The organism is Klebsiella sp. Shm-1 (assembly GCF_040804525.1).
Classification (GTDB): domain Bacteria; phylum Pseudomonadota; class Gammaproteobacteria; order Enterobacterales; family Enterobacteriaceae; genus Klebsiella; species Klebsiella pneumoniae.
Window position 1 is genome coordinate 3,297,590 of sequence record NZ_CP161823.1, and the last position, 25,676, is coordinate 3,323,265.

At 56.3% G+C, this 25,676-nt stretch carries 20 protein-coding genes; 6 read left to right on the forward strand and 14 right to left on the reverse strand.

Annotated features, from left to right (window positions below; genetic code table 11):
* Positions 1–274 precede the first annotated feature (274 nt).
* Positions 275–1,477, forward strand: a complete 1,203-nt coding sequence (gene pncB, locus AB1E37_RS16315) for a nicotinate phosphoribosyltransferase (RefSeq protein WP_002898217.1) — start codon at positions 275–277, stop codon at positions 1,475–1,477.
* Between the two features lie 42 nt (positions 1,478–1,519).
* Here the strand turns inward: pncB and AB1E37_RS16320 are convergent, their stop codons facing one another.
* The 4 genes from AB1E37_RS16320 to dpaL form a co-directional block, all read right to left on the reverse strand.
* Positions 1,520–2,686: a M20 aminoacylase family protein gene (locus tag AB1E37_RS16320; protein WP_004179190.1), complete on the reverse strand. Its 1,167-nt coding sequence runs from the start codon at positions 2,684–2,686 to the stop codon at positions 1,520–1,522.
* Positions 2,687–2,704: 18 nt separating this feature from the next.
* A complete protein-coding gene (locus AB1E37_RS16325; protein ID WP_020317004.1) occupies positions 2,705–3,943 on the reverse strand; it encodes a Zn-dependent hydrolase in 1,239 nt (412 codons plus the stop codon).
* A gap of 24 nt (positions 3,944–3,967) precedes the next feature.
* Positions 3,968–5,257, reverse strand: coding sequence for an aromatic amino acid transport family protein (locus AB1E37_RS16330; RefSeq protein ID WP_004176676.1), 1,290 nt, complete (start codon positions 5,255–5,257; stop codon positions 3,968–3,970).
* Positions 5,258–5,379: 122 nt separating this feature from the next.
* Positions 5,380–6,531, reverse strand: a complete 1,152-nt coding sequence (gene dpaL / locus AB1E37_RS16335) for a diaminopropionate ammonia-lyase (protein ID WP_002898211.1) — start codon at positions 6,529–6,531, stop codon at positions 5,380–5,382.
* Positions 6,532–6,902: 371 nt separating this feature from the next.
* Between dpaL and AB1E37_RS16340 the strand changes: the two genes are divergently transcribed.
* From AB1E37_RS16340 to AB1E37_RS16355, 4 genes are all read left to right on the forward strand, one after another.
* Positions 6,903–7,364 carry an Lrp/AsnC family transcriptional regulator gene (locus tag AB1E37_RS16340; RefSeq protein ID WP_002898209.1) on the forward strand — a complete coding sequence of 154 codons (462 nt, stop codon included), beginning with the start codon at positions 6,903–6,905 and terminating at the stop codon, positions 7,362–7,364.
* Between the two features lie 175 nt (positions 7,365–7,539).
* Entirely contained in the window at positions 7,540–8,940 is a 1,401-nt protein-coding gene (gene asnS / locus AB1E37_RS16345; RefSeq protein WP_002898206.1) for an asparagine--tRNA ligase, read from the forward strand.
* 591 nt (positions 8,941–9,531) lie between these two features.
* Positions 9,532–10,611 carry a porin OmpK35 gene (gene ompK35, locus AB1E37_RS16350; protein WP_004141771.1) on the forward strand — a complete coding sequence of 360 codons (1,080 nt, stop codon included), beginning with the start codon at positions 9,532–9,534 and terminating at the stop codon, positions 10,609–10,611.
* A 187-nt stretch (positions 10,612–10,798) separates the two neighbouring features.
* Entirely contained in the window at positions 10,799–11,989 is a 1,191-nt protein-coding gene (locus AB1E37_RS16355) for an amino acid aminotransferase (RefSeq protein WP_002898202.1), read from the forward strand.
* Positions 11,990–12,057: 68 nt separating this feature from the next.
* Here AB1E37_RS16355 and AB1E37_RS16360 read toward each other — a convergent pair whose 3' ends face one another.
* The 7 genes from AB1E37_RS16360 to cmoM form a co-directional block, all read right to left on the reverse strand.
* A complete protein-coding gene (locus AB1E37_RS16360) occupies positions 12,058–12,705 on the reverse strand; it encodes an MBL fold metallo-hydrolase (protein ID WP_002898200.1) in 648 nt (215 codons plus the stop codon).
* A gap of 13 nt (positions 12,706–12,718) precedes the next feature.
* Positions 12,719–13,270 (reverse strand): YcbK family protein, encoded by a 552-nt coding sequence (locus AB1E37_RS16365; protein ID WP_002898198.1) that lies wholly within the window; start codon positions 13,268–13,270, stop codon positions 12,719–12,721.
* A gap of 302 nt (positions 13,271–13,572) precedes the next feature.
* Positions 13,573–15,363: a L,D-transpeptidase gene (ldtD, locus tag AB1E37_RS16370; RefSeq protein WP_002898195.1), complete on the reverse strand. Its 1,791-nt coding sequence runs from the start codon at positions 15,361–15,363 to the stop codon at positions 13,573–13,575.
* Between the two features lie 200 nt (positions 15,364–15,563).
* Positions 15,564–20,012: a chromosome partition protein MukB gene (gene mukB / locus AB1E37_RS16375; RefSeq protein ID WP_004176682.1), complete on the reverse strand. Its 4,449-nt coding sequence runs from the start codon at positions 20,010–20,012 to the stop codon at positions 15,564–15,566.
* Entirely contained in the window at positions 20,012–20,716 is a 705-nt protein-coding gene (gene mukE / locus AB1E37_RS16380) for a chromosome partition protein MukE (protein WP_004150840.1), read from the reverse strand. Before mukE ends, mukB begins: the two co-directional genes overlap by 1 nt.
* Positions 20,697–22,019 carry a chromosome partition protein MukF gene (gene mukF, locus AB1E37_RS16385; RefSeq protein ID WP_002898189.1) on the reverse strand — a complete coding sequence of 441 codons (1,323 nt, stop codon included), beginning with the start codon at positions 22,017–22,019 and terminating at the stop codon, positions 20,697–20,699. The genes mukE and mukF overlap by 20 nt, the downstream gene beginning before the upstream one ends.
* A complete protein-coding gene (gene cmoM, locus AB1E37_RS16390) occupies positions 22,016–22,816 on the reverse strand; it encodes a tRNA uridine 5-oxyacetic acid(34) methyltransferase CmoM (RefSeq protein WP_002898187.1) in 801 nt (266 codons plus the stop codon). Before cmoM ends, mukF begins: the two co-directional genes overlap by 4 nt.
* Before the next feature lie 121 nt (positions 22,817–22,937).
* Here cmoM and elyC point away from each other — a divergent pair, with 121 nt between their 5' ends.
* Entirely contained in the window at positions 22,938–23,717 is a 780-nt protein-coding gene (gene elyC, locus AB1E37_RS16395) for an envelope biogenesis factor ElyC (protein WP_004141786.1), read from the forward strand.
* Here the strand turns inward: elyC and AB1E37_RS16400 are convergent.
* The 3 genes from AB1E37_RS16400 to ycaR form a co-directional block, all read right to left on the reverse strand.
* Complete coding sequence (locus AB1E37_RS16400; protein ID WP_004176684.1) at positions 23,694–24,587, reverse strand: YcbJ family phosphotransferase; 894 nt, start codon at positions 24,585–24,587, stop codon at positions 23,694–23,696. The two genes, elyC and AB1E37_RS16400, sit on opposite strands and share 24 nt — an antisense overlap.
* 137 nt (positions 24,588–24,724) lie before the next feature.
* Positions 24,725–25,471 carry a 3-deoxy-manno-octulosonate cytidylyltransferase gene (gene kdsB / locus AB1E37_RS16405; RefSeq protein ID WP_004191127.1) on the reverse strand — a complete coding sequence of 249 codons (747 nt, stop codon included), beginning with the start codon at positions 25,469–25,471 and terminating at the stop codon, positions 24,725–24,727.
* Positions 25,468–25,650 carry a protein YcaR gene (gene ycaR / locus AB1E37_RS16410; RefSeq protein ID WP_002898177.1) on the reverse strand — a complete coding sequence of 61 codons (183 nt, stop codon included), beginning with the start codon at positions 25,648–25,650 and terminating at the stop codon, positions 25,468–25,470. The genes kdsB and ycaR overlap by 4 nt, the downstream gene beginning before the upstream one ends.
* Positions 25,651–25,676: the final 26 nt, after the last annotated feature.

A 25,676-nucleotide genomic window follows, 5' to 3' on the forward strand; every position in this document is an offset into this window, starting at 1 on the left:
GTCAATCGCGCTATGCAGAATCTTCATCTTTTCAACGTGAAACACGGAAATCGCTACATTTTGTTAACACTCGCGGCACGAAATGCCCTCGACCCGACGCAAAGCTTGTGGTGTGATCCATGTTCAATATATTAAACTAGGCCTCGCAAATGACCGTCAGCGTCACCATTGCTCGCCATCGCGGGACAGAGTCGGGTAATAAAGGTATACTCCGCCTCCATTTTCCGCGTTGGTTTCGATGGAACGCTCCAGTGAGAGGATGCTACTGCGCACCATGACACAATTCACTTCTCCTGTACTGCACTCGCTGCTTGATACGGATGCCTATAAGCTGCACATGCAGCAGGCTGTCTTCCACCGCTACGGCGATGTGCATGTGGCGGCGGAGTTTCGCTGCCGCGGAGACGACCTGCTCGGCATCTATGCCGACGCGATCCGCGAGCAGGTGGAGTCCATGCGCGACCTGAGGCTGCGGGATGATGAATATCGCTGGCTGTCCACCCTTCCCTTTTTTCGCCAGGATTACCTCAACTGGCTGCGCGATTTTCGCTATGACCCGAGCCAGGTCACGGTCAGCAATGACAATGGTAAGCTGAACATTCGCCTTACCGGCCCATGGCGGGAAGCCATCATGTGGGAAGTCCCGCTGCTGGCGGTGATAAGCGAGTTGGTCCATCGCTATCGTTCACCTGAGATGGGCGTCGATCAGGCGCTCAACACGCTGGAACATAAGCTAGGCGACTTCGCCACCATGACCGCTGACCTCGATATGAGCGCCTTCCGTCTGATGGACTTCGGCACCCGCCGTCGTTTCTCACGCGAGGTGCAGGAAGGTATTGTGCGGCGTCTGCAGCAGGAACCATGGTTTGTCGGCACCAGCAATTACGATCTGGCGCGCCGTCTGAATTTAACCCCGATGGGTACCCAGGCCCATGAGTGGTTCCAGGCCCACCAGCAGATCAGCCCCAGCCTTGCCAGCAGCCAGCGGGCGGCCCTTGCCGCCTGGCTGGAAGAGTATCCCGACCAGCTGGGGATCGCGCTGACCGACTGCATCACTATGGATGCGTTCCTGCGCGATTTCGGTCCGGAATTCGCCACCCGCTATCAGGGGTTGCGCCACGATTCCGGCGACCCGGTGGAATGGGGAGAAAAAGCTATCGCCCATTATCAGAAGCTGGGTATCGATCCGCTGAGCAAAGTGCTGGTCTTCTCCGATAATCTCGACCTGGCCAAAGCCGTCGATCTGTATCGCCACTTCGCCTCGCGGGTGAAGCTCAGCTTTGGGATCGGCACCCGTTTAACCTGTGATCTGCCGCAGGTTAAACCGCTCAATATCGTGATTAAGCTGGTGGAATGTAACGGCAAGCCGGTGGCGAAACTCTCCGACAGCCCGGGGAAAACCATCTGCCACGATAAGGCCTTCGTCCGCGCCCTGCGCGAGGCTTTCGACCTGCCGCCGATTAAAAAGGCAAGCTAAAAAACATGGCCCGACGGCATTCTGCTATCGGGCCAATCAATATCACTCCTGCGGCAGACGGGTTCTGACGACCTCGGCAAAATACTCCGCGCCAGTTAGCAATATCTCATCATTAAAGTCGTAGCAGGCATTATGCAACGGTGTATTGCCCTGAGCATCTGAACTATCGCCGTTGCCTAAAAAGATGAAACAGCCGGGGATTTTTTGCAGAAAAGCGCCAAAATCCTCCGAAATCATCATCTGTGCGACGTTGCCGTCCACCTTCTCAGCCCCTACCACGTTAATCGCAGCGGTGACCGCCACATCAACGCATTGCTGCCAGTTCACCGTTGGCGCAAATTCATGGGTATAGCTGAACTGGCACGTCGCACCGTGCATCGCGCAAATCGCTTCGCTAATGGTACGCATTCGTTCTTCGAGCAGCATCTGCACTTCCGGTGCAAAGCTGCGCGTATCCCCTTTGATTTCGACGTGCGTCGGAATCGCATTGCGGATGCCATCGGTGTGCAGTTCAGTACAGGAAATGACCGCTGGCACGTTCGGATCAACATTTCGCGAAACAATTGTCTGCAAAGCCAGGATGATTTCCGCCGCAATGACCAGCGGATCTTTCGCCATATGCGGCCGCGCCGCATGCGCTCCCTGCCCTTTAATACGAATAATAAAGTTATCTTCACTGGCCATAATGCCACCGACTCGCGTGGCGATAGTCCCGGCTTTCATACCCGGCATATTATGCAGACCGTAGATTTCCTCTATGCCAAAGCGTTCAATAACGCCATCGTCCATCATCGCTCTGGCGCCATAGCCAGGTTCCTCAGCAGGCTGAAAAACAAAGCAGACCGTGCCGTTAAAATTCTGCCGCTGCAATAGCAACTGCGCCGCGCCCAGCGCAATGCAGGTATGACCATCATGTCCGCAGCCGTGCATCCGCTCGGCGGTCATGGAGCGGTAAGACCAGTCTCCCTGTTCGGTCAATTGAATGGCATCGATATCGGCACGAATAGCGATAACGCCCTTCCCGTCGCCGCATTTCAATCTCCCCACCACCCCGGTTTTGCCAATATCGCGGTGCACCTCAATGCCCATAGCTTCGAGCTTTTCGGCAATAAACCGTGAAGTATTCTGCTCCTCGAAGGCGCTTTCCGGATGGGCATGCAAATAGTGACGCCAGGCGATAAGCTGCTGCTTTAGCTGTTGCTGATTCATTCTCTGCTCCTGTAAACATTAGTCCATACGCTGGGCGCGCTGTAAAACCACCTGCAGCAGCACATTGGCGCCAGCAATCAGATCTTTGGCTGCGCTATGTTCTTTGACGTTATGGCTAATGCCATCGACGCAGGGGACAAAAATCATCCCGGCGGGACATACCGACGCCATAAATTGTGCATCGTGTCCGGCGCCGCTTGGCAAACGTCGGTAACTGAGCGCCTGACGCTCCGCCTCGGCTTCCACCGCATTGACGATCTCATCGGCAAAAATGACCGGATTAAAGCGCACCAGTGAGCGGCTGGTTATCTCCACGCCCTCTTCCTGCGACGTTTTCGCGACAAATTCGGCCAATTGCTGCTCCGCCAGACATAAGATCGCATTATCGGTATTGCGGAGATCCACTGACATGACGACATGGTTGGGAATGACGTTGATCAGATTAGGCTTCACGCTGAAATGTCCAACGGTAGCTACCTGATTACCACCAAGGCTTAGCGCCAGCTCACGGGCAAAAACAGCGATTTTCGCAGCCGCCAGCCCGGCATCACGTCTCATGGACATTGGGGTAGTACCCGCATGATTCGATACGCCTCTCAGGGTTAATTCCTGCCACGAAATACCCTGTACGCCGGTAACCACGCCAATATCAATCTGCTCTTTATCAAGAATTGGTCCCTGTTCGATATGCAGCTCAACGTAGCTATCTACCGCCATATCTCCCGGCTGACGTTCGCCTTTATAACCAATGTTACGCAGCGCTTCATCGAGCGTGATACCGTCGATATCTTTTGCCGCGAGCGCCTGCGCCAACGGATACTCGCCGGCAAACACCACGCTGCCCATCATATCGGGCTGAAATCGCACCCCCTCCTCGTTAGTAAAGAAGGTTACCGCCAACGGTCGTCGGGTGCGGATCCCGGCATCCTGGAGGGTGGCAATCACCTCAAGGCCGGCCATAACGCCGTAGTTGCCATCGTATAACCCACCTGTGGCGACGGTATCGATATGTGACCCCATCATCACCATCGGCAACGTCTCCTCGCCGTGATAAACGCCGGTGACATTACCGATAGCATCAATTGACACGCTCAGGCCCAGCGCCTTCATGCGGGCTACAACAAAGTCCCTGCCGGCTTTATCTTCGGCAGTCGCTGCCAGGCGGCATACACCGCCGCCTGGCAGCGCACCATGTTCGCCAAGTGCATACAGGGAATCGATAAGCCGTTGGCCGTTAATCTGCAGATAATGACTCATATAACATCTCGCTAATAATGGTGGTTATTGGAACATGCCGTAAAAAATGGCAGATACGGTGATAAGACCGATCAGGGTGACGAATACGTTGCTCGCTTTACCGCGCCAGGGGGCAAGCACCGGTAATTTATGAATGGCGTACATAGGCAACAGCAGCAGAATTGCCGCCCCGGTGGGACCGCTGATGCATTCGATAATACCGAGGATACTGGGGTTCTTGTACGCGGCGAACCAGCAGGTAAGCACCATAAACACCAGGATGACCGCGTCGACGAGGCGAATACCAGGTTTTTTCCCGCGTGCGGCGGCGGCCTCCAGAATCAGGTCGCGCAGCGATTCATAGGCGCCGATGTAGTGGCCAAGAAATGATTTAGTAATAGCGACAAAGGCGATAATCGGCGATAGCCAGGCAATAATCGGTGTATCGTACTGATTGGCCAGATAGGACAAAATCGACAGATTCTGGGCTTTGGCTTCCGCCAGTTGCTGCGGCGACAGGCTTAACACGCAGCTGAGAACAAAAAACAGCACCACCACCGTCATGAGCAGGATACCGTAGCGCTGGATCTGCGCACATTTACCCTCAGCGAGCGCCAGACCGTAACGCTGCTTCTGGCGCACCACCATCGGCGAAATGATGGGATAGTGGTTAAACGACATCACCAGTACCGGGAAGGTCATCCACAGGGATAACATGATCCCCTGCCCATCGCCCGTGGCGCTGAAGCTTACGGTTTGCAAAATTGCGCCGTTCCAGTGCGGAATCAGAAAAAGTGCCATAAAAATAAGCGAGATGATGAAGGGATAAACCAGGGTGCTCATCACCCGCATTATCAAACGCTGTCCGAAACGGACGATAAACATCAGCCCGAGGATCAGAACGATGGCCACCAGCGACCGGGGAGGCTCGGCCATCGCCAACTGGTGGGTGATAAAGCTCTGCGCGGTGTTGGTGATAGCCACCGCATACATAATCAGAATGGTATAGACGGCGAAGAAATAGATGACGGTAAATACTTTTCCCGCCAGCGCGCCAAAATGCTCGCCAATAACATCGGTAATACTGCTTTCCGGCGTATTGGAAGAGTAAATGAATCTCGCCAGACCGCGGTGAGCCAGATAAGTAATAGGAAAAGCGAGGACAAAAACAATCAGCAGCGGCCAGAAGCCGCCAATTCCGGCATTAATCGGCAGAAACAGCACCCCGGCGCCAATGGCGGTACCGAACAGGCCAAGGACCCAAACGGTATCTTCGCTATGCCACTTTGCGGGATCGGAATATCCTTTATTGATAATTATATTTTCAGTATTCATCGGTCAGGTTCTCTCTATGCATGACGCGAAAGCGCGTATGTTTTCGTTATGAGTCAGAACGCTTGTCATACCGAGGGCTTGTAGGGTAGGTAAGATGGCCCCCTTGTTATTGTCGATAGCGCTCAACCATTACGGCCAAACCAGACGATGTCTTCATAGACATCGGGTGATGTATCTCCTTCCGTGCTGATTAACAGAACCTGTGCATCGGCATTCAGGCGCAGCGATTCGGCAAGCTCGCGATACGCCGGTTGAGTCATCAGCGCATAAAGCACTCCTGTGCCAATAGCGCCGGATTCCCCGGAGACAAAAGGTTCGTCAGTACCTGGACGCGGAGCGGCCAACAGGCGCATGCCATTGGCCGCCAGACAATCGTCGGCGGAAATAAAACAGGTGGCATGGTCGCGGAGCATTGGCCAGCTGGTGATGTTAGGTTCACCACAGGCAAGCCCGGCCATCAGAGTTGACATATCCCCGCCGACGCTGTGCGGCAGTCCGTCATTAATGGTTGCCGAGCGATACAGGCAGTTCGCCTTGTGCGGCTCAACGATGATGATGGTGGGAGCCTGCTGCTGCATCTTTTCGATGAAATATCCCATGATGCTACCGGCAAACGACCCGACCCCGGCTTGTAAAAACAGATGCGTCGGCATCGGCGCTCCGCTTTCTGCCAGCTGCTGCCAGATTTCAACAGCGAGGGTCATATAGCCTTGCATGATCCATGTGGGGATCTGCTCGTAGCCCTGCCAGGCGGTATCCTGGAGTAGAACCCATCCCTGCTCGCGCGCGGTTTTGGCCGCCAGCCGAACTGTGTCGTCGTAGTTCAGTTCAGTAATCGTGCATTCGGCGCCATGCCGGCGAATATTCTGCGCGCGTACCGGCGACGAGCCCTTTGGCATATACACCACCGCACGCAGCCCAAGCTGCTCAGCCGCCCACGCCACGCCACGTCCGTGGTTACCGTCGGTAGCAGTCACAAATACGATGTCCTTGATACGCGCCTTAATCACTGGTGAATTAAGCTCGGCAAAGCTCAACGTATTAATATCTCGCTCAAGCAGAGCGGCGAGATATTTCCCCATCGCATAAGATCCGCCTAATCCTTTAAACGCATTCAAACCGAATCGCTGCGCTTCATCTTTTATATGGATCGATCCCAGCCCCAGCCGCTGGCTTAAAAATTCCAGCTTACGCAGCGGCGTGACCCGGTAATCAGGAAATTTTTGATGGAATGCCAGCACTTCGTTCCCCACGCTTTCATTCAGCAGACTCAAGTCTGCTCCCTGGCCATAGGGCTGCCGCCGGGCGTTAAGTTGATATTTAATTGTGTCCACTATTCAGGCACCTCTATTTTCATATCGTCCTGCGACGATAACGTTATTTGCGACCATTCCGCCTAAACAACGGGTGCACGGATCCGTGCGGCCTGAGACAGGACGGTCGCTTTAAATTGGTTAAGTCAGAATGTGAGAGGCTTTTTGTCGCGATATACCGCTTTCCCACTGCCTGTGATGGTACACTGCGCCCGGCGGTTAATTGGCGCAAAGTTGCCCATCGCGCCGCAATTTTCACTCTGTTTTATCATTCTCACGCAACAACGTTGCATTAGTGAGGTTGATCACAGGCTTGCAGGACGAGATATATGATGAAACTTGACGCATGGGATAAAAAAATTCTTACGCTCTTGCAGCGTAATAATCGCTTGTCGCAACGGGAGATCGCCGATCGGATCAGCCTGTCTCCTTCGGCAGTCAATCGGCGTATCGCTGCACTGGAGGATGCAGGAGTGATTAAAGGCAGTGTTAGCTTAGTGGACGCCAGTAAAGTGGGAAGACCAATCACCATTATGGTGCAGGTGACCATTGAGAATGAACGTCTCGATCTGCTTGAGGAGGATAAACAGCGTTTCGTAACCTGCCCGCAAGTGCAGCAGGTCTACTATGTCACTGGCGACTTCGATTTCCTGCTCGTGATCAACGTCCGTGATATGGCGGAATACGAAGCGCTAACCCGTGAACTCTTTTTTGCCTCGGGAAATATCAAGTCTTTCCGGACCATCGTGTCGATGCAAAATGCGAAGCAGGAAATGACGGTCATTATCGAGTAAGTCGTGTAAAAGTCGAAATGGGGAGCCAAAGAACGCCCCGGAGGTGTATTTATTTCCGAAATCCACCCTTCCCTGTGCGAAATCTACTTGTCTGATGGAAGATGACAGGTAACATAGATATCCCCCCGCTGTTGGGGGAAGAGACTTTTTTATTGGACTACATAGAGAGATTATTATGAGCGTTGTGCCTGTAGCCGACGTACTCCAGGGCCGCGTTGCCGTTGACAGCGAAGTCACGGTCCGCGGATGGGTGCGTACCCGCCGAGATTCTAAAGCTGGCTTTTCTTTCCTCGCCGTCTATGACGGTTCCTGCTTTGATCCTGTACAGGCCGTTATTAATAATTCTCTGCCCAATTACAATCAGGAAGTGCTGCGTCTGACCACCGGCTGCTCGGTGATTGTCACCGGTAAAGTCGTGGCTTCTCAGGGTCAGGGTCAAAGCTTTGAGATCCAGGCGACCAGCGTGGAAGTGACCGGCTGGGTGGAAGACCCGGACACCTACCCGATGGCGGCCAAGCGCCACAGCATCGAGTATCTGCGTGAAGTAGCGCACCTGCGTCCGCGCACCAACCTGATTGGCGCGGTAGCCCGCGTGCGTCACACCCTGGCGCAGGCGCTGCACCGCTTCTTCAACGAACAGGGCTTCTTCTGGGTTTCCACCCCGCTGATCACCGCCTCCGATACCGAAGGCGCCGGCGAAATGTTCCGCGTGTCAACGCTGGATCTGGAAAACCTGCCGCGTAACGATCAGGGCAAAGTCGATTTCGACAAAGACTTCTTCGGTAAAGAGTCGTTCCTGACCGTTTCCGGCCAGCTGAACGGCGAAACCTACGCCTGTGCGCTGTCGAAGATTTATACCTTCGGCCCGACCTTCCGCGCTGAGAACTCCAACACCAGCCGCCACCTGGCGGAATTCTGGATGCTGGAGCCGGAAGTGGCCTTCGCCAACCTGAACGACGTTGCCGGCCTGGCGGAAGCGATGCTCAAGTACGTCTTCAAAGCGGTACTGGAAGAGCGTGCGGACGACATGCAGTTCTTCGCCGAGCGCGTGGATAAAGACGCTATCGACCGTCTGCAGCGCTTTATCACCGCTGATTTTGCCCAGGTGGATTACACCGACGCCGTCACCATTCTGGAAAACTGCGGCAAACAGTTCGAGAACCCGGTGTACTGGGGCGTGGATCTCTCCTCTGAGCACGAACGTTACCTGGCCGAAGAGCACTTCAAAGCGCCGGTGGTGGTGAAAAACTACCCGAAAGACATTAAAGCGTTCTATATGCGCCTTAACGAAGACGGTAAAACCGTCGCGGCAATGGACGTTCTGGCGCCGGGCATCGGCGAGATTATCGGCGGTTCCCAGCGTGAAGAGCGTCTCGACGTGCTTGACGCGCGTATGGCAGAGATGGGGCTTAACAAAGAAGACTACTGGTGGTATCGCGACCTGCGTCGCTACGGCACCGTGCCGCATTCCGGCTTCGGTCTGGGCTTCGAACGCCTCATCGCTTACGTCACCGGCGTGCAGAACGTCCGCGATGTTATTCCGTTCCCGCGGACGCCGCGCAACGCGACATTCTAAATTTTTCTGACATCAATCTGAAAGGCCAGCGCAAGCTGGCCTTTTTTTATGTCAATTACTGTTAGTAAAATTCAACAACCTTAAACATCAAGACCCGGAAATCACAATTATGTTACGCACTGTTTCGGTGCATCCTGGTGATGTAGATCGCACTTTATGTTCATAACTGAGCAAAACCGCTGATAAATTTGCTCATTTTTTGACCTTTACCCGCACATCTTGCAAAGACAGAGACTGAACAAAAAGAATACGAATTCAATACACAAAATGTACGAATTGCCGCTTAGCCAAATTAATCATAAATAATTCATATAGATAGATAAGTAATGGCGTTTGCCCTTATCCGGTGGAACGGAATTTTGATTAAGTTCACAAAGTTCCGTTAAATACACATTTAGTTACATGATTTTTCGTTTTGTTACTCATATGAGATATTCGTAGCATTTTCCGGCTAGCGAAACGTTGTCGCGGATGGAAAGATGCCTTCAGACACCAAACTCTCATCAATGGTTCTGTAAGTTTTTATTGACAGAACTTATTGACGGCAGTGGCACGTGTTCATATAAAAAATATTAATGAGGGTAATAAATAATGATGAAGCGCAATATTCTGGCAGTGGTGATCCCTGCCCTGCTGGTAGCCGGTGCAGCCAACGCTGCAGAAATCTATAACAAAAACGGCAACAAACTGGACTTCTATGGAAAAATGGTCGGCGAGCACGTCTGGACCACCAATGGCGACACCAGCAGCGACGATACCACCTATGCCCGTATCGGCCTGAAAGGCGAAACTCAGATCAACGATCAGCTGATCGGCTACGGCCAGTGGGAATACAACATGGACGCGTCCAATGTTGAAGGTTCCCAGACCACAAAAACCCGTCTGGCGTTCGCGGGCCTGAAAGCGGGCGAATACGGTTCATTCGACTATGGCCGTAACTACGGCGCGATCTACGACGTCGAAGCGGCAACCGATATGCTGGTTGAATGGGGCGGTGACGGCTGGAACTATACCGACAACTACATGACCGGTCGTACCAACGGCGTCGCAACCTACCGTAACTCCGACTTCTTCGGTCTGGTTGACGGTCTGAGCTTCGCGCTGCAGTACCAGGGTAAAAACGACCATGACCGTGCGATTCGCAAGCAGAATGGCGACGGCTTCAGCACCGCAGCCACCTACGCGTTCGACAACGGTATCGCACTGTCTGCAGGCTACTCCAGCTCTAACCGTAGCGTCGATCAGAAAGCTGACGGCAATGGCGACAAAGCCGAAGCCTGGGCGACCTCTGCAAAATATGACGCTAACAACATCTATGCGGCCGTCATGTACTCCCAGACTTACAACATGACTCCGGAAGAAGATAACCACTTCGCCGGTAAAACTCAGAACTTTGAAGCAGTTGTACAGTATCAGTTTGACTTCGGCCTGCGTCCGTCCATCGGCTACGTACAGACCAAAGGCAAGGACCTGCAGTCGCGTGCTGGCTTCTCCGGCGGCGATGCGGATCTGGTTAAATACATCGAAGTGGGTACCTGGTACTACTTTAACAAGAACATGAACGTCTACGCTGCGTATAAATTCAACCAGCTGGACGACAACGATTACACCAAAGCGGCTGGTGTCGCCACTGACGACCAGGCGGCCGTGGGTATCGTTTACCAGTTCTAATCTGCAGTACACCCCTTCGTGATATGCCTTCAAAGCAGGACTTCAGTCCTGCTTTTCTGTATTCGTGAGACAAAGATCGTCTCTTTCGAAAACCTTCGCGCTTTTTGTCGCAAACGGTTGGCAATTCGTTATTCTCCCGTTAACCTGATAGCGGATTTCCCTTCAGTAATCACAATGGAACCTCGTCATGTTTGAGAACATTACCGCCGCCCCAGCCGACCCGATTTTAGGTCTGGCCGATCTGTTTCGTGCCGATGACCGCCCTGAAAAAATTAACCTCGGAATTGGTGTTTACAAGGATGAAACCGGTAAAACGCCCGTTCTGACCAGCGTCAAAAAAGCAGAGCAGTATCTGCTGGAAAATGAAACGACTAAAAACTATCTGGGCATCGATGGTATTCCTGAATTTGGTCGCTGCACCCAGGAGCTGCTGTTCGGTAAAGGCAATGCGATTATCGCTGATAAACGCGCCCGCACCGCGCAGACACCCGGCGGTACCGGTGCGCTGCGTGTCGCCGCAGACTTCCTCGCCAAAAACACCGACGTGAAACGTGTGTGGGTAAGTAATCCGAGCTGGCCGAACCATAAAAGCGTATTCACCTCTGCCGGGCTGGAAGTGCGCGAATACGCATACTACGACGCGGCTAACCACGCGCTGGACTTTGATGGTCTGCTGGCCAGCCTGAACGAAGCCCAGGCGGGCGACGTGGTACTGTTCCACGGCTGCTGCCACAACCCGACCGGTATCGATCCGACGCTCGATCAGTGGCAGCAGCTGGCGCAGCTGTCGGTGGAAAAAGGCTGGCTACCGCTGTTCGATTTCGCCTACCAGGGCTTCGCCCGCGGTCTGGAAGAAGATGCTGAAGGGCTACGCGCTTTTGCTGCTCTACATAAAGAGCTGCTGGTCGCCAGCTCCTACTCGAAAAACTTTGGCCTGTACAACGAGCGCGTCGGCGCCTGCACTCTGGTCGCCGCGGATCAGGAGACTGTAGACCGCGCCTTCAGTCAGATGAAGTCGGTGATCCGCGCCAACTACTCCAACCCGCCTGCGCATGGCGCCTCCGTGGTCGCCACCATTCTGAGCAACGATGCGCTACGGGCAATCTGGGAGCAGGAACTGACCGATATGCGCCAGCGCATCCAGCGTATGCGTCTGCTGTTCGTCAATACTCTGCAGGAGAAAGGCGCGAGCCGCGACTTCAGCTTTATCAGCCAGCAGAACGGCATGTTCTCATTCAGCGGCCTGACTAAAGAGCAGGTGCTGCGCCTGCGTGAAGAGTTCGCCATCTATGCGGTCGCTTCCGGACGTATCAACGTGGCCGGGATGACGCCTGACAATATGGCGCCGCTGTGCGAAGCCATCGTCGCCGTACTGTAAGCGATAGTATTCGGTATAAAGAAAAAGGCCGCGAATGCGGCCTTTTTTATGTGTTCGCGTCATGTCTGTTACCAGACCGGCATCTCATCCTGCAGAAACGGGTTATTACGGCGTTCCTCACCCAGCGTCGACAGCGGACCATGGCCGGGAATAAAGGTCACATCATCGCCCAGCGGCAACAGCTTTTCCTTGATAGCCGCAATCAGCTGCCCATGGTCGCCGCGCGGAAAATCGCTGCGTCCCACCCCGCCTTTGAAAATCACGTCTCCGGAGATCAGCAGTCGGGAGGCGTCATCAAAAAAGACCACATGGCCCGGCGTATGGCCCGGGCAGTGCAGCACCTGCAGCGCCACATTCCCCACATTGACCACATCGCCTTCATTGAGCCAGCGATCCGGACGCAGCGGTTGGCAATCCTCCAGGCCGAACATCCGGCTTTGCGCCGGTAATCCTTCCAGCCAGAACTCATCCTCTTTTTCCGGACCAATAACCGGTACGCCATAATGCTGCGCCAGTTCAGCCGCGGCGCCAACGTGATCGAGGTGGCCATGCGTCAGCAGGATCTGCATCAGCGTGACGCCAGCCTCCGCCACCACCGCTTTGATACGTTCAGCATCGCCGCCAGGATCGACCAGCGCCGCCAGCCGGGTTTGCCCGCACCAGATAAGAGAACAGTTCTGCGCGAACGCGGTAACCGGAATAATACGATAGTTCATGACGCTCCTTTCGTTACCAGTGCCTTACGGGACCGGTATCAATATGCACAAAGTTACTACGTGGGTAATATCCTACACCACCTGCGCGCATAGATAACGCCGCTTTGCGAATATTGCTTAACGAAATACCTTCAATATGGAAATCCATCGCCTGCCCCTTGGTGTGATAGCTGTGTTTCGCTACACCACGGCTGCGTGCGCGAAGCTCATCGTTGGTATCGAGGGAACGATAGCCAGAGATAAGCTGGACAGGTTTGTTGGTGCCAAGTAGTCCCTGCAACCGATAAAGATGATCGAACAGATTTGGATCGATGGACTTAATTTTATTCGCGCGATAGTCACGGAAAAAATGGTTAAGTCTTGCTAATTCATCCTGAATATAGCCTCTGCCATCGAAAAACTCCGCCCTGAGCGATTCACCGGTATGCAGGTTATTCAGCGTCAAAATACGCGGACGGGGGGTCGAGAGGGTGGCAAATGCCGGCGCAGGGAGAATGGCGGCAGCACCCAGCGCAGCGCCACCCAACGCCAGCAATCTGCGGCGATTAGCGTCAAATTTGTCCATGATAATCAGGTCTACAGTCAATGAATCGTTATATACTTTTTCCGCTTTGCGCGATGCCAGGATCAGCTCGCTATCGCTCGCCACGACCGAGATGTTGCCCGGCAAAGGAGAACGTTCGCGCTAACCGCGCTACGCATTGAGCGGAATGATATGTATATGCACTTCTGGCGCACGAAAGGCACCTTACCGGGCATTATTGCCAACGTCAAGGCAGCCTCACCCCAGGAAAATCGGGCGCTGCAGAGGTGCAGCGCCCTTTTTTACCCAGTGCTAGGACAACAAAATCCATTGAACTACTTCATTTACCTGATTAATTGTTCCGCTTTCGTCAGAATTTGTGCGCTGGATCGCGCGGTGATATCGTAATTGTAAATATCTGTTCGATATTGTGTACGTCCATCAGCGTCCACAAACGCCGTTAAGTAATATAAATTCACCGGTATATTTTGCCGAATATTGACATAGCGCGTATCCCCCTGCTTCAGGGCGTCGGAAATGCGCGTGTCATTCCAGCCCGCGTCCTGCAGCAGCATATTGGCCAGCTCCGAGGCTTTATTGACCCTGACGCAGCCGGAACTGAGCGCACGGACATCCTTCTGAAACAGATTATGGTTCGGCGTATCGTGCAGATAGATAGCATCCGAACTCGGCATATTAAACTTGTAACGCCCCAGTGAATTACGTGCCCCAGGCGCCTGCTGAAAACGGAACGGTAAATTGTTCTCGGTGATGGTTGACCAGTCAACCCGGTAAGGATCGATGGTCTCTTTACTGTTCCAGCCGCGCATCACGGTGTAGCCATGCTGCTCCAGATAGCCAGGATTATTACGCACCTTCGGCAGAATATCTTTGCGCGCCAGGGTGGGCGGTACGTTCCACGGCGGATTGACCACTACGTTGTTCAGCGCGCTGCTCATCATCGGCGTCTTGCGGTCTGGACGTCCGACGATCACCCGCGAGGCCAGCACCTGACTGCCGTCCTGGTAATAGACCAGCGAAAACGCGGGAATATTCACCATGATACCGGTCGATAGTTTGCCTGGCAGCAGACGTAGACGCTGAATGTTCAGCGCCAGCACGCCAGCGCGCTGCGCCGATGAGACATTGAGCCAGTCACGGGTGGATTGGCCGATGACCCCATCCGCCCCCAGCCCCTGCATGGCCTGAAAGCGCTTAACGCCCTCCACCAGCTGGCGATCGTACACACCGCGCGCCGCGGGCTTGCTCTTTTTCTTCGCCGAAGGACTCACCACGTCGCCGGGCAGAACGATATTGGCGGAATTTTCCAGCATCCCGGTACGCTGGAGGATCTCGCGCAGCGCGCCGATATCATTGCTCCATTCTCCCGGACGCAGCGAGCCGCTGCCGGTCATCTGCGGCCATGGACGTGAATCAGCCACCAGCGCCAGCAGCGACTGATGCATGGCCTCATACTGCGGATGACGCGGCGCCAGGCCGGCGATAAACGCCGGCAGGGAGCCATTATCCAGCGCCAGCTGCCACTGGTTAATCACCGACAGCGGCGGGGTCGCCATCTTGTACGGTGTCGAGCTATATAACCAGCGGGTCCCCTGGGTGGGGATGCCGCTGATAAAGTGCAGATAGCCCATCATGGCATCAGACAACACCACATCGCGCGCCATACCGGTGACGGCAGGATCGGTCAGCAGACTGACCCAGGTGGTAAACTGCGGCTGAAAACCGGCGATGGCGATCTCCGCCAGCTGCTGCTGGAACGCCTGCACCGCCTCGCGGTTTTCCCACATCGGTTTCATATCCCTGGCGGCGTATAGCGAGACCAGCGGATTCATAAAGACGGGTTTGTAGCCAGCCGGCAATAGCGCTTCGATCTGGGCGCGACTGTTCGCCGCGGCTTCCATCGACAGCGGCTGCTCACCGGCCAGCTTCGCGACCGCCGGCGATTGCCCGTCGCTTTGCGACAGCGCGACGGAAAGCTCTCCAGGCGTAGCGGAGCTATCACCTGGTACGACTTCAGGCTCTGCGGCCTGGACATTGAACAGCGGAGCAAATGCCATTGCCAGGCTCAGACTGAGCGCTGACAATGGACGACCATACCGTTTCTTAAGCAACATCCCTTGCCCCCTGTTGTCACACATTGCCGCCCACAAATTCGTGGGCTTTAACACAGTATATAAAGACGAAAAGGCTTTTGCCTTACCTAATGTAAAGAAGCTTAAAGATTATACCACCCTGGCATAGCAAGCTGGATAGCAAAAAGGGCAACTTAACGTTGCCCTTTTCAGCGCTTACCCGCCAGTAGTGAGCTGCATCGTCACGAGGCGTCGGCCGTTCCCGGCAGCGCTTCCGGCAGCGGCGCAGCAAACCCGCGCAGCCCCACGACGTGCACATGTTCGTGATTATTGAACACCTTACGCACCAGTTTATAGGTAGTGCCTTTTTCCGGACTGATGTTCTCCGGCGCTGCGATAATCAGCTGCATCTCCAGACGTTCGCACAGCTCGAACAGGGTGGCGATGGAGCGGGCGTCGAGACGCGCCGCTTCATCGAGGAACAGCAGACGGCAAGGCGAGATATCCTTGCCGCGCAGGCGACGGGATTCATCTTCCCAACTCTGCACCACCATCACCAGAATCGACATCCCGGTACCGATAGCTTCCCCGGTAGACAGCGCGCCGGACTCCGCGCGCAGCCAGCCGTCGGAGCCGCGGTTAACTTCCACTTCCATCTCCAGATAGTTGCGGTAGTCGAGCAGCTCTTCACCGATGGTTTGCGGCGTGCGCTGCCCCATGTCGATCTGTGGGTTGAGACGCTGATAGAGCTTGGCCAGCGCCTCAGAGAAGGTCAGACGATTGCTGTTAAACAGATCCTGGTGCTGCTCATGCTGCTCGGAGAGCACGTCGAGCAGCATCGAGTGGGTCTCACGCACATTGACGTTCAGACGCACGCTGTTGACCTGGCCGAAGGAGACGCTCTGCAGACCCTGGTTGAGCATCCGGATACGGTTCTGCTCGCGCTGAATGGTTTTGCGAATAATGTTGGCCACGCTGCGGGAACTGATCGCCAGCTTCTGTTCACGGTTGGTCAGCTCTTCGGTCAGGCGGCTGAGCTCAATCTCCATCTGCTCGATCGCTTCCACCGGATCATCGGTGCGAATAATATCCTGACGAATACGCTCGCGCAGATGCTGGTATACGGCAACGAAGAACTGAATTTTGCGCTCCGGACGCTTCGGATCTTCCGAGATACGCAGCACGTCACGCAGATGTTCGTTATCGGCGACCGCCAGACGCAGCGCCCCCAGCGCCTTATCCGACATTGAGCGCAGCTCATCGGCGGAGAGATAGGCCAGCTCGCGTCGATGCAGACGACGTTCGACGCCGTTGTCTTTCACCAGACGCATCACCGCGCACCAGCCCGCCTTGGCGGTCACCACCTGCTCGCGCATTTCGCAGTAATCGCGCTCCAGCTTGCGCAGTTTACGGGTCAGGTTGTCCATTTCCGCTTCGCAGAAGGTCAACGCTTTCTCCAGCTGATTGCGTCGGGAGCGGTTATTGCTCAGCTGCATGTGCAGCTCATCGCGACGCGCGCGAGCACGCTCTTCCGCGCCGGCGTCGGCGCGCACGCCAATGTCCTGCAACTCTTTATACAGATCGTTGAGCAGCTCTTTCTTGGTGTCATACGAGCTCTTCAGCGAGGCCAGCACCTGATTGTACTGACTAAGCTGCGCCGCATGGGCACGCATCGCGTCGCGCGCGCGGCTGCGTTCGGACTCCGCCTGCTCCAGACGCTGGCGCAGCTTCTCGTTGAGATCGCTGTTGCCGCTGAGCATTTCCGCCGAATCGGAGTAGCTGAAGTGGGCCCTGCGCTGCACAACTTCCGCCAGGGCAAAAGCCTGCTGACGCGCATCGCGCTGGGTTTGCTGCGCATAGGCGTAATCTTCTTTCAGCTGCTCAAACTGCTCCGGATCGCTCTGCAGCACCGAAACAATAGGCTCCAGCTTCGCCAGCTGGTTACCGTGCTGCTGAATAAAGCGCGCGGCCTCCTGCGCTTCGTCCAGACGTTCCTGGATCTCGTCCACGCGGTCGGCCAGCGTATCATCCGCCAGCAGGTTCAGGCGCGGCAGCAGGCGGTTGAGCGCCGACACGCCCTCTTTCGCCTGCTCGTACTGCACACGGTTCTGTTGGTTATCGCTTTCATGGGCGCTCAGCGCACGCTCCAGCTCGCCGCGGCGGCTGTTGAGTTTGCGGATCTCTTCTTCCGGATCGTCCTCGAAAGCCACCGCCAGATGGCTGCCGATAAAGCGGCTGAAGGCCTGGTGCAGGCGCTGGGTTTTCTGCACATCGAACGACAGGGTCGCAAAACGCTCTGACAGCGATTCACGCTCGGCATGCAGGGTTTCAATGCGGTTTTCACGTGCCGCGCGGCCAAACAGCGGCAGCGACGGGAAGCGCGAATAACGCCACTGGCGATCGGCAATCTTCACCACCACCGCTTTTTCCAGCTCGTCGACGCTGAATACGCTGTCATCGAAGGACTGCGGATCGCCTTCGATCAGATAGAGATCTTCCGGGCAATCTTCCAGTCCCTCAAGCTGCTCGGCTACCCGCGACAGATCCGGTACCACGATCGCATGGCGCGACGGACCGTACAGCGCGGAGAAGTACGGCGCATCGTCCAGGCTAACATCATCGTAGATCTCGGACAGCAGAACGCCGCCGAACCGTTCCGCCAGGGCGTTGAGGCGCGGATCTTCCGAACCGCCCGGCTGGCTAAGACGCTCGATTTCTTCGTCGATGGCGCGCTTGCGGGCGCCGACCTCGTCACGTTCAACGATAGCCTCTCGTTCACGCTCCAGCAGCTGCTGCAGGTATTCGGTGACCTCCTGGCCGGACGCAAACTGCTCGCCGCTTTGCTCGCACAGCTGGTTAAGGCTGTTCTGCGCCGCCAGCCAGACCGGCGCCCGACGCATCAGCGTCTGGGTACGCGACTGCAGTTGCTCCAGCTCCTGACGCAGCGCCATGCGCTGCTCCTGAGCATTGGAGACGCTGTCGGCCAGCGACGCGATGCGCGCTTCCAGCTCCTGATGCAGCGTTTCCAGATCGTCGATATCGTAGCGTTTACCCTGGCGTTTGCAGAACTCGGCCAGCTGACGCTCAGCGTCCTGCTGCTCGCGCAGGCGCTGTTCAAGCTCGTTGAGGCGGCTGCGCAGCCCCTGCGCCTGCTCGGCCTGGTGGCGCTGGTTCACGCCGTCGCGCAGCAATTCGCGCGCTACGTCCCAGGCTTCATTGCGCGCCAGCGGGCCGTTAATCGCCGCCACCAACTGGTAAGCCTGTTCAAACTGGCTGTGCGCGGTTTGCGCCACGCTCATTTTCTGTTCCAGCGACAGCATTTTCTCCGTCGCTTCCTGCTCTTTCGCCTGGAAGGTTTCCAGCCACTCGTCGGCGCTCTCCGGGGTCAGATCCGGCAGATGGCACAGCGCCTTCGCGCGCTCCAGCGCCTGCAGCGCCTGGTTATACTGAATGGCGCGGGTCTGCTGCACATCGAGCGCCTGCTGATAGTCGGCGAGTTGGCTTTTCAGCTCATCCACTTCCAGCTCGGCGGCCTCAGCGCGGGCTTCGTTCTCTTCCTGACGATCGACGGCTTCCGCCACCACTTCATTCTGCTCTTCCAGACGGATCTGCAGCTCGTCGAGATCCGCTTCGTAGCGCTCGATTTTTTCCTGCTGACGCAGCGCAGTCTGCACCAGGTTCAGGTGATCGCTGGCGGCCTGGTAATCGGCTTCCAGATCGCCCTCCGCGCCGTTATGCTCCTGCAGTTCGCGCGCCATGTCGACGTGCTTATACTGCTCAGCCGCCAGCTGCGAACGCGAGGTGAAGAGATCGCGGCGATACTCCAGCGCCTTATCCAGGTGAATGCGCCTCTCGTTGGCGTGACGCATATAGTCCGCCGCCACGTAGTTGGTGGCTTCGCTGATCAGGTGTTTAAACAGATCGCGGTCGGACTGGGTAACGCGAATGGCTTCCAGCGTCATGCGGTTTTCCCGCAGCGCCGCTTCCATATCCTGGAACGCTTTACGCACGCCGCTGTTTTCCGGCAGCAGGTAGTCGCGCAGCGAGCGGGTAATGGTGCTGGAGATCCCGCCGTACAGCGAGGCCTCAATCAGGCGGTAGTACTTGCTACGATCGGAGGCGGAACGCAGGCGACGCGCCACCACGCCCAGATCGAACATTAGCGAGTGATATTCGGTGATCGAGTTGAACTGTTTAAACTGGACCCCTTCCATCGCCTCGAGTTTATCTTTCAGCTCGTTGAGGCTCACGACGCGCGCCTGGCGATCGTTCAGCGTTTCGGTCAACAGCTGGGTCGGCAGGATAGAGGTCGGCAGTCCCTGAATGGCGAAAGGTTTAATATCGACTTTACGATCGCGCCCGGCGACCTGCTGCAGGCGCACGCCGACCACCACGCGCTGGTGGCGGGAGTTGATCACATCGAGTACCGAGTAACACACCCCGGCGCGCAGCTTACCGTGCAGGCCTTTATCGCGTGAGCCGCTGGTGGCCCCCGCTTCGGTGGTGTTACGGAAGTGCAGCAGGGTTAAATCCGGGATCAGCGCCGTGACGAAGGCCGCCATGGTCGTGGACTTACCCGCGCCGTTCCCCCCGGAGAGGGTGGTCACCAGTTCATCAAGATCAAAGGTCCGGGCAAAGAAGCCGTTCCAGTTAACCAGCGTTAGCGAGCGAAACTTACCGCGTTCAATCATTACTCTTCCTCCCCGCTATCCGGCTGGTTTTCTTCATTCTCATCATTGAGCTGCAGGTGATTTTCCAGGGCCATCGCTTCCCCGTCGCGGATCAGACGGCGCTGCGCTTCGCGCGGGTCGTCGCCGGCGCGCACATCGGCGCCAAAGCGGAATACCGATTCGGTAATGCGAAACTTGCTGCTATCGTGGCCCATAAACCACACCATCCCCAGACGGCGTAAGCGGTTAAGCGAGGCCCGCATTTTTTCCTGCAGCTTCTGGCGGTCCAGATCCGAACCGGTGGAACGGTTGTTCACCAGCTTCAGCAGCCTGGATTCATCGGCCAGGGTCAGCAGCTCGTCATAGAGCTCCTGCTGGGTAAAAATCCCTTCGTTAGCCAGGCGCTCCGGGCTGAGATAGAGATAGCAAAGAATTTTGCCCACCATCATATCCAGCTCGGACAGTACCGAGCGCGAAATCAGCGTGGTGGACCGCGGGCGCAGGTAGAAGAATCCCTCCGGCGCGCGGATCAGCTCGACGTTATAGCGAGCGTAAAACTCTTCCAGGTAATCCTGAAAATCCATCAAAAATGCGTGATTATCCAGCTCGTCGAGACCGATATGACGGCCCGCGCGCAGGGCGCTGTCCAGCGCCGGAAATAACGGATTGGCCAACGCCTGCGCCAGCTTAACCGGCATCACTTGTTCAATATTTGTCAATGACATGCGCCTGTACCTTGGCTCCGTAATCATTAATCGGCTGCCATTTTGCCGGCAGTCCGGTGAAATCTGCCTGGGCGACGCCCAGCTGTACCGCCTGATCCACGACGATCCGCGCCACGTCGAAGTGACGCCCGCGCGGATACTGCGCCAGGAACTCCCGCGCCACCAGGCCGAGATCCAGCGGTATTCCTTTCTCTTTATAGACCGCCAGCTGCGCTTCGATCAGCGCCGCCAGCTGCTCGCGAATTTCGTTAAACTCTTCAAATTCGAGGTCCGCCGGCAGCTCGCCGGTGACCTCTTCATCGCGCAGGGCCATCTCTTCATCGCGCATATCCAGCAGGCGGTCGGCGTTGGCGTAAGTTAGCGCCCACGGTTCATCAAAATAGGTCTGTACCGACTGGCGCAGACGCTGGGCGAAGACGCGGTTCTTATCCATATCGATAGCGGTACGGATAAACTTGTGCACATGGCGGTCGTAGCCGATCCACAGGTCAATCGCCTGCTGACCCCAGCTGACGATGCGGTCGAGCTTGCTTTGCAGATCGAACACCAGCCGATCGACAAAATGGAGATCGTCGCGCGCCATGGTCGAGTCCTGAATGCGCAGCAGGTTCGCCTGCAGCTTATCCCCTGCCGCATCCAGCGTATCCTGCAGTTCGCGCAGGGTGCCGGAGGTTTCCGACAGCAGCAGTTCACAGCTGGAAATCGCCGCGCGCCAATCTTTATTCAACAACTGCGCGATATCGTCTTTCACCAGCTGCTGCTGCTCATCCATAATGCGCTGCGTCAGGTCGATGCTGTCGAAAATTTCCGCTACGGAATACTTCAGCGGCGCAAAAACGTTGCGATGCCAGTGGAATTCATCACCGCCCTCTTCCGCGGCGTCCGCCGCGCGCTTCAGCTCGCCGGCAACGATCGACAGCTGCATCGAGAGACGCAGCGTCGAGAATTCGCGCTGACGGATATAATAATCGGTGATCCCAATCCCCAACGGCGTCAGGCGATAGATCGCATTGCCTTCGGTAATTTCGCTGGTAAAGCGGTTCAGCAGACGCTGGCGCACCAAATCGTTGATCGCGTTATTGGCGCGCTGGCTGATGGTTTCGCTGGTCTGCTCAAACGCATCACTGACGTGGCGGAACGCATCCACCAGTTCACCCTCGCTCATTTCCCCTTCCAGTCGTTCACCATTCAGAGTGGCGATCGCCAGCAGGAAAGAGAGTCTGTCGACCGGTAGCGAGATTGAAAAATCATTTTTTCTGGCCCAGGCAACCAGTTCGGGGACTGTCTGGGAAAATTCACTCATACTTTATCCTTGCATCTGCGGCTATGAGCCTGGCTCTTAAGCGCGGTGACATGAATATAACGGCCCAGGCTGAGATACGGCTCCTGACGACAGTAGCGCGTCTCCAGCGCCAGCAGCGCCGCATAGCTGTCATGCTGTTGGCGTTTTTCACGCAGATAATCATGAAACACCCGCACGCCGGTTTTGCTGACGATCTGCCAGCCAATCTCTTCCAGCCAGTGATAAACCTGCTGTGGTTCACGCGGATAATCCGGCGACAGCGTGCGTTTTTTCTTTTTTGGCATGCCCAGTTGAACGTAATCAAAATTACCGGCAACCATATTGTGCATCAACAGGCCGTTAGCATTGTAGAACATCAATGACAGTCCACCGCCAGCACGCAGCGTCGACCACAGGGTATGCAGTATTTCCTGGGGCTCCGCCACCCACTCCAGCACCGCATGAAACAGTACCAGATCGACCGGGCTTTCCAAATGCTGCGCAATATCCTGAGCCGCGCATTGTACAAAATGCATGTTGTCGATCACACCTTTATCGGCGGCCGCCTGGCGGGCGCGAGCCACCATCTCAGCGGAGAGATCGCAGAGCGTCACGTGATGGCCCAGTTGCGCGACTTTGATGGCCGTTTGCCCTTCGCCGCCGCCGGCATCCAGCACCCTCAGCGGTCCCGGCCCCAGCTGCGCCAACAGCGGTTCCAGATCCTGCCAGAGGATCGCCTGACGCAACTGGCCTTTTGTGGTGCCGTAAATATTGCGCGAAAACTTTTCAGCAATGTCATCGAAATTGCGATCCTGCACGAGTGACTCCACAAGCCAACACAAAACCGCTATTTTGTCATACCCGCGCCGAGAATGAAGCGATCTGTTATAAGATCCGAACATAACTTTGGTTATATGGTTAAAAAAGGAACCATCTGGCATGCTTTTCACGCTAAAAAAGATCGTCGGCGGCCTGCTGTTGCCGCTACCCGCCTTACTGTTGCTGATCGGTATCGGGATCGCGCTGTTATGGTTCAGCCGCTTTCAGCGTACCGGAAAGCTATGCGTGAGCCTCGGCTGGCTGCTGCTGACGCTGCTGAGCCTGCAGCCCGTGGCCGACAGCCTGCTAAAACCGATTGAAGATACCTACCCCACCTGGCGCGGCGAGCAGCCGGTGAACTACGTGGTGGTGCTGGGCGGCGGCTATACCTGGAATCCGGAGTGGGCGCCAAGCTCTAATCTTATCAATAACAGCCTGCCGCGCCTGACGGAGGGCATCCGCCTGTGGCAAGCGAATCCCGGTTCGAAAATGATCTTTACCGGCGCGGCGGCGAAAACGAACCCCGTCAGCACGGCGGAAGCCGGGGCGAGAGTGGCGGAGAGCCTTGGCGTACCTCGCAGCGATATCATTGTGCTCGATCGGCCGAAAGATACAGAAGAGGAAGCGCTGGCGGTGAAGCGCGCCATCGGCGACGCGCCCTTCCTGCTGGTCACCTCGGCGTCACACCTTCCGCGGGCGATGATATTCTTTCGCCATGCCGGCCTGGATCCGCTTCCCGCGCCGGCCAATCAGCTGGCGGTGACCTCGCCGCTCAATCCGTGGGAGCGGGCCATTCCTTCTCCAGTGTGGCTGATGCACAGCGACCGGGTCGGCTATGAAACCCTTGGTCGCGTCTGGCAATGGCTGAAAGGCAGCTCAGGCGAGCCAGGGCAGGAGTGATTTTGCAGCGAGGTCAAAACGGGCGCGATCAAAGCGCCCGGTGTTGACCAGACTATCCACCTCATCCCACAGCAGATAAAGCCAGCGCCGCCAGACAAAGGCCTCGGAAACTGGCGCCTGCTGCAGGTAGCGCCACAGCAGCTGTTCCGCCTGGCCGCCTTCAGCAAGGCGGAACAGTTCATACTCGCGTGGCGCCCACAGCATCATCCCCGGCCCCACCATCGCCAGCAGCTGATCGCTGCGCGGATCTTTTAGCATGCTGCGCAGAGTGAAGTTGCCATGCACCAGCACAGCATTATCATTGAAATCGCGGAACAGCTCCGGAAGGCACTCGCGGGAGCGGAACAAAAGGCGCTTATCCTGCATGGTGAGACCGGTGTCCTGATACAGGTTCAGGGTGCTCCACAATATCTCTACCCGCTGGCGGTACCAGTTCGGCCACAGGTTTTCCTGGGTATTGTCGACCATTCCCACGCAGCCGCCACTGTCCTGCCGATGCCACGCCAGCAGCCCCTCGACGATTTGCTCCTGCAGTTGCTCCCAGCGCGCCGGGGTGCGCGTCGGCGCCTCCACCGGTACGCCGCGCAGGCGCTCAAGCAGCAGCACATCTGGTCCGGGATGTTCTTCGTGCGTCATGACGCCATAAACCACCGGCATACGCACCGTACCATTACGCGCCAGGGTCGAGATCTTCCATGCCAGCTGCCGCGCCACGCCGGGCGTGGTGAAACTTCGCGCCAGCAGCGGCATCGGGTTTCCCTGCGCATCGTACAGGAACCACAGCGCCGTAGCGGCTTGTTCACTGACACACTCCACCCGGCTTAGCTTTTCGCCAAGAAGATGACTGAGTTCGGTTCGCAACTGTTCCATTGTCGATTACCCCTATGAACACTACTGGTTTCATAATGAGCGCCCGCACCTGGCTTGTCATCGGATAAGATCAAAAAGGGGTAAAAAAAGCGAAAAACCGACGGGGATATCCCCTCCAGCAAGGAGGGGACAGAGGACTAACGCAGCTCAGCGCGGACGCGCTCCAGATCTTCCGGGGTATCCACGCCGGTGCCGGGCACTTCGGCCGCCACGGCAACATGGATTTTCTCGCCATACCACAGCACTCGCAGCTGCTCGAGCATTTCAATCTGCTCCAGCGGGCTCGGCGCCCAGCTGACATAGCGGCGGATAAAGCCGGCGCGATAGCCATAGATGCCGATGTGCCGCAGCAGGGAGTCACCGATGGTCTCGCGGGTTTGGGCAAAGCGATCGCGATCCCAGGGAATAGTCGCGCGGGAGAAATAGAGCGCGTAACCCTTGGCATCCATCACCACTTTGACCGCATTCGGGTTAAACGCCTCTTCCGCATCATGGATCGGTACCGCCAGGGTCGCCATTCCGCTGCTGCTGGCAGCCAGATTCTCCGCCACCTGGCGGACAATCGCCGGGGGGATCATCGGCTCATCGCCCTGAATATTGACGATAATGGTGTCATCGCTGAACGCGCACTTTTCCACCACTTCCGCCAGCCGTTCGGTGCCGGACTGATGGTCGGCGCGGGTCATACAGACCTCGCCGCCGGCGGCTTCAACCGCCCGGGCGACATCTTCGTGATCGGTGGCGACAATAATGCGATCCGCGCCGGATTCGCGAGCGCGCTCCAGCACATGGACAATCATCGGCTTACCATTAATGTCCTGCAGTGGTTTTCCCGGCAGGCGCGTGGAGGCGAAACGCGCAGGAATAATGACCACGAAACTCATGAGTGACTCTCTTCTAGCGCCAGCGGACGCGCCTCTGTCTCCAGCAGCACCGGGATACCGTCGCGCAGCGGAAACGCCAGGCTATCAAGTTTGCAAATAAGTTCTTGCTTATCCTGACTGTAATACAGCTTGCCGTTACAGACCGGGCAGGCGATGATTTCAAGTAAACGGTGATCCATGTTTCCTCCTGATGGACCGGATAGAT